This window comes from Otariodibacter oris (assembly GCF_009684715.1).
Lineage (GTDB): Bacteria > Pseudomonadota > Gammaproteobacteria > Enterobacterales > Pasteurellaceae > Otariodibacter > Otariodibacter oris.
On record NZ_CP016604.1, the window covers coordinates 1033385 to 1048933 of the forward strand.

Consider the following 15549-nt stretch of genomic DNA (forward strand, 5'->3'; position numbering starts at 1 on the left):
AGCATTTTATCTAACACTCGTCGTCATTAGATTTTGCGAACAAATAACATAAGAATCAATGCGATAAAGCACAGTCCAATAGCAAGATACCAAGTACTATGGTAACCAAATTGAGATGCCATAAAGCCAGCAATTGGACCTGCCGTAATCCAGCTACCTATCCCTGTATTATTATATAAGGTGGTAGCAGTTCCCATTTTATAGGGCATTAAGTCTTGGAAATAAAGCATACCAATGGATGCTAAGATTCCAACAAAGAGTCCATTAAGTAGTTGGATTGCGATAAGCTGGAATTCAGTTTGTACAAAAGATAGTGCCATGTAGTAGCACATTCCTGCAACAATTCCGATGATCATTAATGTCTTTCGGCTCATCCAATTTGTACAATAGCCTGCAATCAACATAACAGGAATTTCGATACCTGCCGCCATTCCCATCAATACACCAGTTAATCGATCTGAAAGTCCTAAATCCGTATTAAGGTAGATGGGCATATTAATAAACATCATACTATTACATGTCCACACTAATAGGCAAACTAATGAAAGGAGAATAATCGAATTACGATTACTGGTAATGCCTTCTTCCCGCAATGATTGATCATTATTTGCATTTTGCGGAGAGGAAGTGACCGCTTGTGGCAACATCAACAATACAATAATAATTGAAATGGCAAAAATTGTGGCAGCTACACTATACATAAAAGTGAAACCAAACTGATCCGAGAGAAAATAAGCAAGAGGAGGGCCAACAATCCAAGCAAGTGATAATTGGGCTCTTAATACCGTATTAAACATTGTACTGTCGCGTTTTTGACTTTTGCTGTATTCACGGGATAGGGCAAATAATTGGGACGTTACAGATGAACCAAGCCCTAAAATAAGCGTGCCTAAAATCAGTAGAACATAATAATCACGATTAAAAGCAAAAAGTAGGCAGCCTAACATTTGCATAAGACAGCTTACAGCAATGATTTTTTTGCGATTAGGATTTTTATCTGAGTAATGTGCAACAATTTGGCTTAATATCATAGAAACTAAAGAGTTTATTGAATAAAACAAGCCCACCATCATAGGATCATTGGTCACTTCTTTATGTAGATATACACTCAATGCTGGGATTCGTAGCGCTCCAGCAAGTCCCGTCATAAAAATAACCATCAAAAATGCCGCAGATGCAGAAGAAAGGAGTTTTCGATTAATTTGCGGTTGCAAAGGTGGTTGTGGTGTAAGCGGTAACATAGCTCAGAAATTTGAGGATAAATAGATGTCTTATTATATCTGTAAAGCAAAAAGAGGGAAATTTAAAATTGATAAGTCCATAAAAAAGCCCCTCGAAATGAGGGGCTGATTGAATAAGTGTAAATTATTTTTTCTTCGCGTATTTGAGAGAGTCAATTGCAACGGCAAAGACGATAATGCTACCTTTAATGATATATTGCCAGTATGGGTTTACACCGATATATGTTAAACCGTAGTTAATAACAGTGAAGATTAATACCCCTGTGATTACCCCGATTACAGTACCTACACCACCAGCAAAAGATACACCACCAACCACACAAGCTGCGATAGCATCTAATTCATATAAGAACCCTAAGTTGTTAGTTGCACTACCGATACGACCTGCTTCTAACATACCGCCAAAGCCATAGAATGCACCCGCGATCATATAAATTACCACAAGGTTTTTAGATACGTTTACACCAGATACTTTCGCTGCTTCAGGGTTTCCACCGATAGCGAAGATGTTTTTACCAAAGCGTGTTTTATTCCACATAATCCATACTACCACTGCGGCAATAGCGGCATAAATAGTAATATAGGATAAGTTAAAGGAACCTAATCTGAAGAATCCTTGAGTAAATTCAGAGAAGCTTTCGTTAAAGCCCGCAATTGGTGAGGAACCTACAGCATCGTAGTAAAGTGAGTTAATACCATAAACGATGATCATTGTTCCCATTGTTGCAATAAATGGTGTTACGTTGAGGTAAGCAATGATAATACCATTGAGTAATCCCAATACTGCACCAACAGCAGCAACAATCAAAATAACCACTGGAATTGGAATTTGAGCCAAATCTGGGAAGACTCGGTTCATATTATCCATTGATTGTAATAAAGTTGCCGAAATAACCGCAGCTAAACCAACTTGACGACCTGCGGATAAGTCAGTACCTTGAGTTACAAGTAAACCTGCAACTCCAAGAGCAATAATTAAACGAACAGAAGATTGAGTTAAAATATTACTGAAGTTTCTTAAACTTAAGAAACTTGGATCTTGTGCAATAATCACCACAAGTAAAATTAATAATACGAAATAAATCGCATTTTGTTTTAAAAAATCTAATGATTTATTTTTTGCTAGCGTGGACATAATACTTTCCTTCTATACTTACAAATATTTTGCAGCAAGTTGTAAAATCTCTTCTTGAGAAGTTTTTGCAGTTTCAACAATACCTGCGACTTTTCCGTTACTCATCACTAAAATACGATCTGTTACCCCTAATAACTCAGGCATCTCAGAAGAAATCATAATAATACCTTTGTCTTTTTGGGCTAATTGCATAATTAGCTGATAAATTTCGAATTTCGCACCAATATCAATACCTCGAGTTGGCTCATCAAGCATTAGAATTTCAGGCTGAGTAAGCAACCAACGCCCAATAACAACCTTTTGTTGGTTACCACCAGAAAGTGAACCAATATTTGTTTTATGGGATGGTGTTTTTACATTCATTGAATCAATTACCCACTGTGTATCACTTTTCATTTTTTTATTGCTGAGCAATCCGAATGAAGACATATATGATTTCATATTAGAAATGAGTGAGTTAAATTCAATGTTAAGATTAGCATAAATACCAGTAGAACGGCGTTCTTCCGTTACTAATGCAAATCCATTATTTATAGCTTCTAATGCAGTATTATTTTTGACTTCTTTGCCATGTAATTTTATTGTGCCACTTTTCCGATCGCGAACACCAAAAATTGTTTCAACAATATCAGTACGTTTAGCACCAACAAGTCCTGCAATGCCTAAAATTTCGCCTTTACGCAATTCAAAGCTAATATCTTGAATAGAAGGTTGATTTAGTGCAGTTAGATGTTCAACTTCTAAAATCACTTCTTTTGGTGTGTTTGTTTTCGGAGGGAAGCGTTGAGTGAGTTCTCGACCTACCATCATAGCTACGATTTGATCCATGGTGGTATCTTTAACTGCAACGGTATTAATCCATTTTCCATCACGTAAAATAGTGACTTCGTCACAGATCTTAAAAATCTCATCCATTTTGTGTGAAATATAAATAATTCCACAACCACGTTCTTTAAGTTTATGGATAATTTTAAATAGATGATCAACTTCTTTTTCTGAGAGGGAAGATGTTGGTTCATCCATGATAACTATTTTAGCATTGTATGAGAATGCTTTAGCAATCTCAATCATCTGCATTTGAGAAACAGAAAGATTAGCAACCTTATCCTTAGGATCTATATTAATATCAAGTTCATCAAAGATTGCTTTTGTATCGCGATACATTTTGGCATGATCCACAAATATCCCTTTTAAAGGATAGCGACCTAACCACAAATTATCCATTACACTACGTTGACGTACAAGGTTTAACTCTTGGTGAACCATTGAAATACCATTTTCTAACGCTTCTTTTGAAGTTTTAAAATCAATAGGTTTACCCAAAAATAGAATTTCACCCTCGTCTTTTGCGTAGATTCCAAATAAACATTTGAGAAGTGTTGATTTACCTGCACCATTTTCACCCATAAGAGCGTGTACAGAGTGCGATTTAACGGTAAGGTTTGCATGATCTAAGGCCTTCACTCCAGGAAAAGACTTACTTACATCGGTCATTGTTAGCAATACTTGACCATCTTGCATAGTTTGTTCTGTCATATCTAACCTCATAAAAAAGGGGAGAGTAGTTCTTCTCCCCCCTACAACTACATTTTATTCTAAGAATTCAGAAAGATTATCTTTATCTACGCCGACATAAGGAATACGCACAACACGATTTTCTAATTGCCATTGAGTTCCTTCAGTAGCAGGTTTACCTTTTGCTAAATTATTAGATAATTGAACGATTGCTTTACCTTGGCTAACGCCATCATTTAATACGGTACCAGCAATTTCTCCTTTTTGGATAAGTTGCAATACTTCAGGTAATGCATCTACACCAAAGATAGGCAAATCTCTACCATGAGCTTTAGTTGCTTCTAAAGCACCCATTGCCATACCATCGTTATTGGCAATAATAACTTCGATATCTTTTGCTTTAGAGCTTGATAACCAAGCATCAGTTTTATCTTTTGCCATTGCAGCATCCCACATTGCTGTATCGTTGAACAATTCTTCAGTTTGAATACCTAAAGAATTTAATTGATCAACTACATATTTTGTACGAGCTTCTGCATCAGGGTGACCTGGCTCACCTTTTAATAACACAAATTGGATTTTACCATCTTTGTTTAAATCATAAGCTGGATTTGCTTTCCAAGCTTTTGCAATTAAGTCACCTTGAATGATACCTGATTCTTGAGGGTTTGTACCTACATAGTAAGCTTGATCATAGCTACCAATAGTTTTTTCGCCAGGATCTTTATTGAAGAAAATTACAGGGATATCATCACGTTTTGCTTTACCAACGATGGTTGGTGCAGAAGCTGGGTCAACTAGGTTGATTGCTAAAACTTTAACACCTTTTGAAATAAGTACATCAACTTGGTCATTTTGGATAGATTGAGAGTTTTGAGAGTCATTCATTAATAGTTCTACATCATTTTTATGTAGATCTGCTTCTTTTTCAATCTCTTTACGCATTAATGACATGAAATTATCATCGTATTTGTAAATTGTTACACCAATGCGATCAGCTGCTTGTGCGGCTGTCGTCATAGCACCTAATCCCACAGCTAAAGCAAGTGTACTTAAAACTGTTTTTTTCATAATTGGCTCCTACTGGATTTTTTATTAAATCAAAATTAGCTATCACATTGAAAGCGAGCGGAATTTTACGCCAAAATCCGCATAAAAAACGTGATCTTATTCACAAATTTGTAATAATTATGCTATTTATTTTTTATATTGAAGAATAACAAGAGAGACTTGGCGGCGAAGTTCTAACAATATGAGCTTGTTAAATTTAATTAATTTTTTTGGCGTATAATTAATCAATTCTCTAAATAAGGAAAAGCCTTTGGGATAGTACCAGTATAGACGTTTTAAACTTGCATAACAGGCAATTAGTGTTCTATTGGCAGTCGCAAAGCCTTTAATATTTTGCCAATCTGCCGTAGTAAGAGTATAGGTATCACAATTTTTGACTATTGGTAAATCAGTGACGATTGGATAATCGCGTTTAAATTGTAAGCGGGCAGTTCGTTGCAATAATTTACCTTTTTCAGAAAGAGGGTAAATCATCATCGCACTATGATAGCCACTACTTGCTTCGGGTGTTGGGGTGATTTGAATCAATTCAAAGCCACAATCTTGCCAAAAATTGAGTAATGCTTGACTCATACCAAAGCTCACAGAAATAAAATCAATATTAGGTGATATTTGCGAAATAACTTGTTGAACTAACCGCTTACCATAACCTTGATTTTGATAAATAGGATCGACGGCAATCCTCGAAATGCGTACCGAATGAAGCGTACAAGCCTCGGGTAAATTGGCTTGAAAACAGAGATATTGAGCGACAAGATTACCTTGAGGGCGTCTTTCCCCTCGCCAAATCGCTTCTGCAAGATCTTGATCTAATCCGCCCTCATTAACTAACCAACAGCCTGCAATGAGTTGGTTTTCTTCTTTAATTTGATAAAAAGTTTGAGCAGAACCATCAAATAATCGACGAAGATCCGTTGGGGTTGTTTTGTAATGGGCTTGTGCAAGTAGCGAATAAAACGGCAATTTTTCTTTATAAGCATCATGATGGCTTGGCATAAGTTTATCAATAAAATAGAGATCATCATCCAATAACAATAATTGATTGATAAAGCGTTCTAGCGGATCGTTTTCTCCCCATCGTAACGGTTCAGTTAATTGCCAATGACGATAACGTTGATTGAGTTGAGAGAGTAGTTTGAGTGAAAATCCTCTTCCTGTTCCTTCATAATTTTGCGTTGTGGTTGTTAACATCACTTTAGCAAAGTAGTGGCAAAGTTTGGCTAGCATCGGTATTGGTAAGCTCGCTGCCTCATCAATAAATAACCAAGTATTTTGAGAGACTTGTTCATATTCAATTAACTCAATCAGTTTATCGGGCGCATAAAATTGAATATTGTCATTTTCAATCCCTTTCCAAAAATTAGGTAAGACGGAACGGCTACGAGCTGTGATAATAACATTGTTATTTGTAGATAAATATTGAGCTAATTTGCCTGCTAATGTGGACTTTCCTCGTCCACGAGGGGCAGTAATAAGATGAACAGTAGCAGGATCAAGCGGTAAGTTATCATAAATAATTTGCTGATCTTTAGTTAAACTTTTATCTATAACAGTGACGTTGTCACTATTATTTTTGAGATCTAAGTTAAATTTTGATACCCGAACTTCAAAATTAAATAGTTTAACTAAATCCTGAAAATAGTGATAAAAATGGGGTGTTGCAATTAATTGCTGATTATTCCAACGCAGAGAATCAATATCGGGTGTAGTGGTTAAATTGTGCCAGTGCGGACAAATAACATAAAGCGTTCCATCTTCTTGAATAGTCCCCGCAATAATGGCTAAGGCTTCTAAATGAAGGCAGATGCCTTGCTCTGTCCGCATATCATAGATCGCAAATGTAAATTCCTGTCCAAGTAGCCTTTTAGCATTAGAGAAGGGGACATTTAATGAATTATCGACGAGTTTACTGTGGGATAAATAAGGCACAGAGGTGGAAATAGCCTCTGTGGTAGAAAAATTAGGATCCGTAATAATTGATAGCGTTCTCATCTATTTTTCAGAAATATAGGGATCTTCATAGCCGAGAGATTGCATAATTTGTGTTTCTAAACCTTCCATTTCTTCTGCATCTTCATCATTTATATGATCATAGCCTAACAAATGCAAAGTGCCATGAATCGCAAGATGTGCCCAATGGGATTCAAGGGAGATTTCTTGCTCTTTAGCCTCATTTTCGACAACTTGGCGGCAAATAACTAAATCACCAAGTAAAGGGAGTTCAATTCCCTCTGGCACTTCAAAAGGAAAAGAAAGTACGTTAGTTGGCTTATCTTTACCACGATAAGTAAGATTTAACTCATGGCTTTCTGCTTCATCGACGATCCGAATCGTCATTTCAGTATCAGGAAAGTCTTCTGTTTGTGATTCGTGACTTAAGGCTTGTTTTACCCAATGTGTAAATTGTGCCTCAGAAGGCAAGTCGTTGTCATTTTCCGTTGCAATTTGTAAATCAATTAATAAACTCATTTAACAATCCACTATGTTATTTTTAGTTATTTTTACCATTTTTCGGCGGCATGTTGATCGCTTTCTCGCCCTTCAATCCAGCGTTCGCCTTCTGAGGTTTTTTCTCTTTTCCAGAAAGGGGCTTTGGTTTTGAGGTAATCCATAATAAATTCATTGGCATGATAAGCATCACCTCGATGAGCAGAACTTACCCCAACTAGCACAATTTCATCACCTGTATTTAATTGCCCGATACGATGAATGACCGCAACACGTTGTAAATCCCAACGGCTTCTTGCTTCCGTGACAATGTCACGAAGTGATTTTTCTGTCATCGCAGGGTAATGTTCTAAAAATAAGCCAGAAACATTATCACCTAAATTCATTTCTCTCACTTTTCCCACAAAAATGGTGGTTGCACCGACAGAGTGATGTTCACTGAGCCAGTGATAAATTTTGTTTTGATCGAATACTTCGTGTTGAACTTGAATGAGATCTTGCTTCATTTAACCCCCAGTCACAGGCGGGAAAAATGCCACTTCATCGCCATCTTTAATTTCTGCACTCAGAGGAGATATTGTCTGATTGATTGCAACCAATAATTTCCCTGATTCTAAGGCCAACGCCCATTTATTTCCTTTTTGGGAAAGATGTTCACGAAGTTGTTCGGCAGTAGAGAAATTAGCCTCAAGCTCTAGGCTATCTGTATTCACTAATTCTCGGGTTTGAGCAAAAAAAAGCACTTTAATCATAAAATAGAAATTAACCATTGTGAGTTTGGCAGATATTTTATCACAAAGTCTTTCATTTCGTTAGGTAATAAAAAGGATGAAAATATAATAGAAAAATGGTTAAATACGTCCCAAATTATATATTGGAGTTATATTGTGAATCGAGTTGTTACTTTTTCTGTGATCCCAGCAATACTTTCGCTGAGCTTGCCAACCTTTGCTACTGATGGGGAGGAAGATATTAATGCCCCTATAGATTTTCCTTATAAAAGCAGAACACAAATGCTTTTAACAAAACGTTCGGATGATTTTATTGGGTTAATGGCATATGGTCAAAACTACCTAATGGAAAGCGTATTTAATAAAAATATTAATTACAATAGAGATCGTGCTAAGCATGATGAAATTAAATTCCAAATTAGTTTAGCTTTACCTTTATGGCGTGGCATTTTAAGTGAAAATTCTGTATTGGCTGCATCCTATACGCAACGTTCATGGTTCCAGTTCTCAAATTCAGGGGAATCATCGCCTTTCCGCGAAAGTAACTACGAGCCACAATTATTTTTAGCTTGGGATACAAAGTACCAGTTACCATTCGGCTGGACGCTAAATGATATTGAAACAGGTTGGAACCACGAGTCTAATGGGCGAGGTGAAGATGAGAATAGATCTCGCAGTTGGAATAGACTTTACACTAGAGCATTAGTAAGTAAAGGAAACTGGATTGTAGAATTAAAACCTTGGTGGCGTATTCCAGAAAAATCAGAAGATGATGATAATCCAGATATCACAAAATATCGTGGACACTTCGATTTAACTGTTGGCTATCGTTATAACAAACATCAAATCAAAGTAAAGGGGCATTATAATCCTAAATATGGTCGTGGTGGTGCAGAAGTAACTTACAGTTACCCAATCACTCGATATATTCGCTTATATACCCAATATTATGGTGGATATGGTGAATCATTAATTGATTATAATAAAAATATTCAGCGTTTTGGGATTGGGATTTCTTTAAATAATATTTTCTAATCCAGATCATAGAGAAAAATAAGCGGTCAGCTTATAGTTAAATTTTGCAAAAAATAACTAAGAACTGACCGCTTGTGTCTTGTATTGGCATTCACCCAATAAGATAATCATGAAATTACGTAAGTATTCTATACAGAAATAAAAACGGAGCCATTGCTCCGTTTTTTGATTTTGTAGGTAGTTAGATTTAAGCTATAAAGTAAATTCCACATAAACAATCGTTTTTTCTATATCTTGATATTCAGTAGGAGGAGACTTATCCCATTTTGAGTTTCTTATACCTTTTTTAATATTGGTTATTTTTACTTTTGGTGAATCTAAAATAATTACTTCATATTCAGTACTATCATCTTCTCGATCAGGAACGGGAAAACAACGAATATTGTCACTATTAATGGTTATGTACCAGTATGTATCATCATTGCTATCGTGAGCGTTAGCTATATAAGGGTCTAACGTTGCGGAAAAAATATTTTTTAACTGAAACTCTTCTCCTATTTGTAAGTTAATACCTTCAGGGATTTGTCCTGAATGAAATAAGATTTCCCCTTTAGAAAGATACAAAGAAATAGAAGATAATTCATTCTCAACTTCACTTAGAGATACTGAGTTTTCGTTTTCTATATACTTTAATGTTTTTGGAAAATTAGAAATATCAGGATAATGCTTAAGCCATTCTTTTCTCTCTTTAGATTCACGTAAAGGTTGATCCAAAACATATGTATTTGCACAAAATATAAAATATTCAAAATAGTCTTTTACTGTTTTGAACTGTTCATTTAAAGGGAATATATTGTCATAAACAAGAGGTAATATGGTCATTTTAAATATACTCTCTGCGATTTAAAAATTGCGATCTTAAATTAACTAAACAGAAAAATCGCCAGATTTTCCACCGCTTTTGCTTAATAGGCGGACGGGTCCAATAACCATATCTTTTTGAACAGCTTTGCACATATCATAGATGGTAAGAGCGGCAACGCTTGCGGCTGTTAGTGCCTCCATTTCTACCCCTGTTTTACCAGTTAATTTACATAAAGATTCAATACGTACTTGGTTTGTTTCGGGCAATGCTTCTAGTTGTACTTCGACTTTTGAAAGCAGTAAAGGGTGGCAGAGTGGAATGAGATCCCAAGTGCGTTTTGCAGCTTGAATGCCCGCAATGCGGGCAGTAGCGAAAACGTCGCCTTTATGATGATTGCCCGATACAATCATTTGCAAAGTTTCAGGATTCATTGTGACAAAAGCCTCGGCACGTGCTTCTCTTACTGTTTCTTGCTTGCCCGAAACGTCCACCATATTGGCTTCGCCATTTTGATTGATATGTGTAAATGTTGTCATTTTTTCTCTTAATAATATGTAATAAATTGTTATCCACCAATGCTAGCAAGATGCTGACGGACACCACTGTCGCCTAGGTGTAAATAGTGGTGTTCTCGTTTTCCTTGTAATGCGGATTTTAAACGAGTTTCAAGTTGTAATTGTTGTTCATTCGATTGTAATAAATCTCGAATATCCACACCTTCTTCGCCAAATAAGCAGAGGTGTAATTTCCCCAATGCAGAAACACGCAGGCGATTACAACTTGCACAGAAATTCTTTTCATAAGGCATAATCAAGCCAATTTCGCCCATATAGTCAGGATGAGAGAGAACTTTTGCGGGACCATCGGATAAGGCTTTTTGCTTAAGCGTCCAACCTTCGTTGAGTAATCGCTTGAGCATGGTTTTGCCTGATAAATGCTGAGAATGAAAGAAACTGTCCATTTCACCCGTTTCCATCAATTCAATAAATCGCATTTGAATTGGACGATCTTTGATCCAACGTAAGAAGTCATTAAAACCGCTGACAGTATATTGTTTCATTAATACCGCATTGACTTTGATTTTTTCATAGCCAACTTCAAAGGCACGATCAATTCCATTAAGTATAGAAGAGAGTTTATTTTCGCCAGTAATTAAATGAAATTGGCGGGGGTCAAGGCTATCTACGCTCACATTAATATGGCTAATTCCGGCCTCTCGCCACGCTTCGACATCACGTTGCATACGGTAACCATTAGTCGTTAAAGCAACTTGGCGGATACCTTGAGTTTGGGAAATAGTGTGGGCAATATCTAAAAAATCTTTGCGTAAGGTCGGCTCGCCACCTGTGATACGCACTTTTTCTGTACCCAGGTTGGAGAACGTTGTGACCAAACGCTGAATTTCATCAACATTTAAGAATGTTTGCTTATGTGTTGGCGGTTGATAGCCATTGGGTAAGCAATAATTGCAACGAAAGTTGCAAACATCAGTAATTGATAGCCTTAGGTAAACATATTGACGCTGAAAGCGATCAATAAGCCCAGAAGAGAGATCATCACCGATATTTTTAATCGGGATAGTTTGCATTTGACACCTTTCTAAATACGAGTGGACAGTTAATTTCTCAGCTATCCATGGAATCCTCTTTTGATTAGTTAGCGGATTCTGGCATTGTTTCCATATCATTTTCTGGAGAATTTGACTTAGGAAGACAAGCTCGGAGTCTATAAAGTGCTTCATTGTAGAGGTTGTTGGTTGATATATCAAGGGAACAAGCGGTAAGATTCGTTCGATTATCTGAAATTTATAGGCGAACGCATATAATATGCTTTGATATGTATAGTGTGGGTTGCTATATTATTGCTCATCATAATTAGTCTATTTAACAGAGGAAAAAATGAAAAATAAATGGTTATTTATTGGAGCATTAAGTGGTTTTTTAAGTATTGCTTTAGGTGCTTTTGCTGCACATGGGCTAGCTTCAATTTTAGATGAAAAAGCATTAGAGTGGATTGATACAGGATTGAAGTATCAAATGTTTCATACAATTGCATTGGTTGGATTAGGTTTATTCCAAATTGCAAATCAGACTCAAAATCCACCCGCTTGCCGAGCAAAAGCTTTTACGATAATAGGCGGTAGTTGGACGCTAGGTATCTTGCTTTTTAGTGGAAGTTTGTATCTGTTGGCATTTGGAGCAAGTAAAGCTTTGGTTTGGCTAACGCCTATCGGCGGCACAGCCTTTTTAGTGGGTTGGGCTGCTTTGATGTTTATTAGTTTTAAAGGAAAAAAACAATAAATGAATAAACTTGCATTATTATGCCGTTCAGGATTTGAAAAAGAAGTTGCAGGTGAAATTTCAGATAAAGCCGCAGATTTAGGCGTATTCGGATTTGCAAATCTAAAAGAGAATAGCGGTTTTGTTATTTTTGAATGTTACCAAAAAGGTGATGCGGATAGACTGGCTAAAGAACTTAAATTAACGCAGTTGATTTTTGTTCGTCAAATGATGGTGGTTTCTGATTTATTGCAAGATCTCCCTGAAAATGATCGAATTACACCGATTCTTGAGGTGTATAAACAAATTGATCCAAAATTGAGTAGCGATGTGCTGGTGGAAACACCCGATACTAATGAGGCAAAAGAGTTATTAACGTTTTGTCGAAAATTTACCGTGCCTTTGCGTAATCAATTGAAAAAGCAAGAATGGCTAAAAACGAGAGAAACGGTAAAAAATAGTATTACCTTACACATTCTTTTTATTGGTTCGGGGAAATGCTATGTGGGTTATGCTTACAATAGCAATCAATCGCCATTTTTTATGGGGATTCAGCGATTAAAATTCCCAGCAGATGCACCAAGCCGTTCTACTTTAAAGTTAGAAGAAGCGATTTTGACCTTTATTCCTGAAAATGAAGAGAAGAAGCGGTTAAGTGATCAAATGATCGGAGTAGATCTTGGCGCTTGCCCAGGTGGTTGGACTTATCAATTAGTTAAACGAGGGCTGTTTGTCTATGCGGTCGATCACGGAAAAATGGCGGCAAGTTTACACGACACAGGCAGAATAGAGCATTGCCCTGAAGATGGGTTTAAATTCCATCCACCTAAACGCACAAAAATCGATTGGTTAGTGTGTGATATGGTTGAGCAACCTATACGAATCAGTAAGCTGATTGCTAAGTGGCTTATCAATGGGTGGTGTCGAGAAACGATCTTTAACCTTAAATTGCCGATGAAAAAACGCTACCAAGAAGTGAAATTATGTTTAGCTTACTTGGAAGAAGAATTAACTAAGCACGGCTTTTGGTTTAAGATTCAAGCAAAACACCTTTATCATGATCGTGAGGAAATTACCGTACATATTGCTGTTATTAGCAAAAATGTAGTAGGAACAAACGAAAATAGACACAGTTAAGTAGTTAAATAGACAAGCGGTAAGTTATTGATGAAAAATTGCAAAATTATAATCCGATCTTACCGCTTTCATATAGTTAGATAGATAAGTACACAATAGGAAGGATTATATGACATTGAGAATTGGGATTGTCGGTGCAGGCGGTCGTATGGGACGCCAATTAATTCAAGCAGTAGTTCAGGCTGATGGAGTAGAATTAGGTGCAGCTTTTGAGCGAAAAGGTTCATCGCTTGTAGGTTCTGATGCGGGCGAATTAGCGGGCGTTGGGCAAATTGGTGTTAAAGTCAGTGATGACCTAGAAAGCCAAATTAATCAGTTTGATTTATTGATTGATTTTACTCGTCCAGAAGGTACTTTAGCTCATATTGCGATTTGTAAAGTCCATCATAAAGCAATGGTCATTGGTACTACAGGTTTTGATGAGGCGGGTAAACAAGCGATTCAATCTGCATCAGAAAAAATTGCCATTGTATTTGCCTCTAATTACAGCGTGGGCGTTAATCTCGTTTTTAAACTTCTGGAAAAAGCGGCAAAAGTGATGGGCGATTATAGCGATATTGAGGTGATTGAGGCACACCATCGTCATAAAGTTGATGCTCCTTCGGGTACAGCATTATCAATGGGTGAGCATATTGCAAAAACTTTAGGTCGTGATTTAAAAACACACGGCGTATTTGCTCGTGAGGGGATTACTGGCGAACGCAAACGTGATGAAATCGGCTTTTCTACCATTCGTGCAGGCGATGTAGTGGGTGAACATAGCGTATGGTTTGCCGATGAAGGTGAGCGTGTCGAAATTTCTCATAAAGCATCAAGCCGAATGACTTTTGCTAAAGGGGCAGTAAGAGCAGCAAAATGGCTCGAAAGCAAGCAAACAGGATTATTTGATATGACCGATGTATTAGACCTCAATAACTTATAATAAGTAGTACAAGCGGTCAGATTCCAAAAAAGTTTTACCATAATAAAAATAAGGAATAATTATGCAACACAACACAAATAATGATTACGACAATATTGAAACGACTCTCGTGCAGTTAGGCAACAAAACTGATCCTAGAACCGGGGCAGTCGCAACACCTATTTATTTATCAACGGCTTATGGGCATCATGGAATAGGTGAATCGACAGGGTTTGACTATACGCGTACGAAAAACCCAACTCGATCCGTTTTAGAAGAAGGAATCGCAAAATTAGAGCATGGTGATGCGGGCTTTGCTTGTGCATCAGGTATGGCTGCCATTCAATTGATTATGTCACTCTTTAGCGCACCAGATGAATGGATTATTTCCAGTGATGTGTATGGTGGTACTTACCGCTTACTTGATTTTAGCCATAAGCATAATCATGCAGTTAAACCTGTTTATGTGAATACGGCGGATCTTTCTGCGATCGAAAAAGCCATTACACCAAACACCAAAGCAATTTTTGTGGAAACGCCATCAAATCCATTAATGGAAGAGTGTGATGTGGAATCAATCGCGAAAATTGCGAAAAAGCATAACTTGCTATTGATCGTTGATAATACATTCTTAACTCCCGTTTTATTTAAACCGATCGATTTAGGTGCAGATATTGTGATTCACAGTGCGACTAAATACCTATCAGGGCATAATGATGTGCTTGCAGGGGTGGTGGTTGCCAAAGGTAAAGCACTTTGCGAACGTTTATACTATATGCAAAATGGGGCAGGCGCAGTGCTTTCGCCATTTGATTCTTATCTCATTATTCGTGGCTTAAAAACCTTGGCATTACGTGTAGAACGTCATCAAGAAAACGCAACGGCACTGGCTAAATTTCTTGCTGAACAACCTCAAATACAGGATGTGCTGTATTCAGGTAAAGGGGGTATGCTGTCCTTCCGATTAAGAGAGGAAACTTGGGTCAATACTTTCTTAAAAAGTATCAAACTCATTACCTTTGCTGAAAGTTTAGGGGGAACGGAAAGTTTTATTACTTACCCAGCTACGCAAACGCATATGGATATTCCAGAAAAAGAGCGTATAGCACGGGGAATTGATAATAAATTACTACGTTTCTCGGTAGGATTAGAGCACATAGAAGACATTAAAGCTGATCTACTTCAGGCATTTGCACAGTTAAAATAAACGGCACAGTAAACCAATAGCGGTAGTCAAAACTACCGCTATTT

At 37.1% G+C, this 15549-nt stretch carries 16 protein-coding genes and 1 riboswitch; of the genes, 5 read left to right on the top strand and 11 right to left on the bottom strand.

Annotated features, from left to right (window positions below; translation table 11 throughout):
* Nucleotides 1-26 precede the first annotated feature (26 nt).
* From A6A10_RS04780 to moaD, 8 genes are all read right to left on the bottom strand, one after another.
* Nucleotides 27-1241, bottom strand: coding sequence for a sugar efflux transporter (locus A6A10_RS04780; RefSeq protein WP_121121446.1), 1215 nt, complete (start codon nt 1239-1241; stop codon nt 27-29).
* Nucleotides 1242-1365: 124 nt separating this feature from the next.
* The gene (gene mglC, locus A6A10_RS04785) at nt 1366-2376 is read right to left on the bottom strand and encodes a galactose/methyl galactoside ABC transporter permease MglC (RefSeq protein WP_121121444.1); all 1011 of its coding nucleotides are present in this window, start codon (nt 2374-2376) and stop codon (nt 1366-1368) included.
* Nucleotides 2377-2394: 18 nt separating this feature from the next.
* Nucleotides 2395-3912: a galactose/methyl galactoside ABC transporter ATP-binding protein MglA gene (gene mglA, locus A6A10_RS04790; protein ID WP_121121442.1), complete on the bottom strand. Its 1518-nt coding sequence runs from the start codon at nt 3910-3912 to the stop codon at nt 2395-2397.
* Nucleotides 3913-3966: 54 nt separating this feature from the next.
* A complete protein-coding gene (gene mglB, locus A6A10_RS04795) occupies nt 3967-4962 on the bottom strand; it encodes a galactose/glucose ABC transporter substrate-binding protein MglB (protein WP_121121440.1) in 996 nt (331 codons plus the stop codon).
* Between the two features lie 126 nt (nt 4963-5088).
* Nucleotides 5089-6954: a GNAT family N-acetyltransferase gene (locus A6A10_RS04800; RefSeq protein ID WP_121121438.1), complete on the bottom strand. Its 1866-nt coding sequence runs from the start codon at nt 6952-6954 to the stop codon at nt 5089-5091.
* The gene (gene ybeY, locus A6A10_RS04805) at nt 6955-7431 is read right to left on the bottom strand and encodes an rRNA maturation RNase YbeY (RefSeq protein ID WP_121121436.1); all 477 of its coding nucleotides are present in this window, start codon (nt 7429-7431) and stop codon (nt 6955-6957) included. It lies immediately after the preceding gene.
* 32 nt (nt 7432-7463) lie between these two features.
* Complete coding sequence (gene moaE / locus A6A10_RS04810) at nt 7464-7916, bottom strand: molybdopterin synthase catalytic subunit MoaE (protein ID WP_121121434.1); 453 nt, start codon at nt 7914-7916, stop codon at nt 7464-7466.
* Nucleotides 7917-8162, bottom strand: coding sequence for a molybdopterin synthase sulfur carrier subunit (gene moaD / locus A6A10_RS04815; protein ID WP_121121432.1), 246 nt, complete (start codon nt 8160-8162; stop codon nt 7917-7919).
* A 180-nt stretch (nt 8163-8342) separates the two neighbouring features.
* Here moaD and pldA point away from each other — a divergent pair, with 180 nt between their 5' ends.
* Complete coding sequence (gene pldA / locus A6A10_RS04820) at nt 8343-9176, top strand: phospholipase A (protein WP_229583630.1); 834 nt, start codon at nt 8343-8345, stop codon at nt 9174-9176.
* Between the two features lie 192 nt (nt 9177-9368).
* On the opposite strand, the gene A6A10_RS04825 is transcribed toward pldA, so the two are convergent.
* The 3 genes from A6A10_RS04825 to moaA all read right to left on the bottom strand — a co-directional run bounded on the left by A6A10_RS04825 (nt 9369) and on the right by moaA (nt 11569).
* Nucleotides 9369-9998 carry a hypothetical protein gene (locus tag A6A10_RS04825; RefSeq protein WP_121121430.1) on the bottom strand — a complete coding sequence of 210 codons (630 nt, stop codon included), beginning with the start codon at nt 9996-9998 and terminating at the stop codon, nt 9369-9371.
* Between the two features lie 45 nt (nt 9999-10043).
* Complete coding sequence (gene moaC / locus A6A10_RS04830; RefSeq protein ID WP_121121428.1) at nt 10044-10517, bottom strand: cyclic pyranopterin monophosphate synthase MoaC; 474 nt, start codon at nt 10515-10517, stop codon at nt 10044-10046.
* A gap of 29 nt (nt 10518-10546) precedes the next feature.
* Entirely contained in the window at nt 10547-11569 is a 1023-nt protein-coding gene (gene moaA / locus A6A10_RS04835; RefSeq protein ID WP_121122268.1) for a GTP 3',8-cyclase MoaA, read from the bottom strand.
* A riboswitch (molybdenum cofactor riboswitch) is annotated at nt 11558-11717 on the bottom strand. It overlaps the preceding gene by 12 nt.
* 162 nt (nt 11718-11879) lie before the next feature.
* On the opposite strand from moaA, the gene A6A10_RS04840 reads away from it, so the two are divergent.
* The 4 genes from A6A10_RS04840 to A6A10_RS04855 all read left to right on the top strand — a co-directional run bounded on the left by A6A10_RS04840 (nt 11880) and on the right by A6A10_RS04855 (nt 15505).
* The gene (locus A6A10_RS04840) at nt 11880-12281 is read left to right on the top strand and encodes a DUF423 domain-containing protein (RefSeq protein ID WP_121121426.1); all 402 of its coding nucleotides are present in this window, start codon (nt 11880-11882) and stop codon (nt 12279-12281) included.
* Entirely contained in the window at nt 12282-13397 is a 1116-nt protein-coding gene (rlmM, locus tag A6A10_RS04845) for a 23S rRNA (cytidine(2498)-2'-O)-methyltransferase RlmM (RefSeq protein WP_121121424.1), read from the top strand.
* A gap of 109 nt (nt 13398-13506) precedes the next feature.
* Nucleotides 13507-14319, top strand: a complete 813-nt coding sequence (gene dapB / locus A6A10_RS04850) for a 4-hydroxy-tetrahydrodipicolinate reductase (RefSeq protein WP_121121422.1) — start codon at nt 13507-13509, stop codon at nt 14317-14319.
* Between the two features lie 61 nt (nt 14320-14380).
* A complete protein-coding gene (locus A6A10_RS04855) occupies nt 14381-15505 on the top strand; it encodes a methionine biosynthesis PLP-dependent protein (protein WP_121121420.1) in 1125 nt (374 codons plus the stop codon).
* Nucleotides 15506-15549 lie beyond the last annotated feature (44 nt).

What these genes read in the sequence shown, in the direction of transcription:
- moaD (WP_121121432.1), bottom strand. Translation starts at nt 8,162, where the DNA reads ATGATTAAAGTGCTTTTTTTTGCTCAAACCCGAGAATTAGTGAATACA.
- rlmM (WP_121121424.1), top strand. Translation starts at nt 12,282, where the DNA reads ATGAATAAACTTGCATTATTATGCCGTTCAGGATTTGAAAAAGAAGTT.
- mglB (WP_121121440.1), bottom strand. Translation starts at nt 4,962, where the DNA reads ATGAAAAAAACAGTTTTAAGTACACTTGCTTTAGCTGTGGGATTAGGT.
- A6A10_RS04800 (WP_121121438.1), bottom strand. Translation starts at nt 6,954, where the DNA reads ATGAGAACGCTATCAATTATTACGGATCCTAATTTTTCTACCACAGAG.
- A6A10_RS04780 (WP_121121446.1), bottom strand. Translation starts at nt 1,241, where the DNA reads ATGTTACCGCTTACACCACAACCACCTTTGCAACCGCAAATTAATCGA.
- mglA (WP_121121442.1), bottom strand. Translation starts at nt 3,912, where the DNA reads ATGACAGAACAAACTATGCAAGATGGTCAAGTATTGCTAACAATGACC.
- moaA (WP_121122268.1), bottom strand. Translation starts at nt 11,569, where the DNA reads ATGCAAACTATCCCGATTAAAAATATCGGTGATGATCTCTCTTCTGGG.
- moaC (WP_121121428.1), bottom strand. Translation starts at nt 10,517, where the DNA reads ATGACAACATTTACACATATCAATCAAAATGGCGAAGCCAATATGGTG.
- moaE (WP_121121434.1), bottom strand. Translation starts at nt 7,916, where the DNA reads ATGAAGCAAGATCTCATTCAAGTTCAACACGAAGTATTCGATCAAAAC.
- mglC (WP_121121444.1), bottom strand. Translation starts at nt 2,376, where the DNA reads ATGTCCACGCTAGCAAAAAATAAATCATTAGATTTTTTAAAACAAAAT.
- dapB (WP_121121422.1), top strand. Translation starts at nt 13,507, where the DNA reads ATGACATTGAGAATTGGGATTGTCGGTGCAGGCGGTCGTATGGGACGC.
- A6A10_RS04855 (WP_121121420.1), top strand. Translation starts at nt 14,381, where the DNA reads ATGCAACACAACACAAATAATGATTACGACAATATTGAAACGACTCTC.
- A6A10_RS04840 (WP_121121426.1), top strand. Translation starts at nt 11,880, where the DNA reads ATGAAAAATAAATGGTTATTTATTGGAGCATTAAGTGGTTTTTTAAGT.
- A6A10_RS04825 (WP_121121430.1), bottom strand. Translation starts at nt 9,998, where the DNA reads ATGACCATATTACCTCTTGTTTATGACAATATATTCCCTTTAAATGAA.
- ybeY (WP_121121436.1), bottom strand. Translation starts at nt 7,431, where the DNA reads ATGAGTTTATTAATTGATTTACAAATTGCAACGGAAAATGACAACGAC.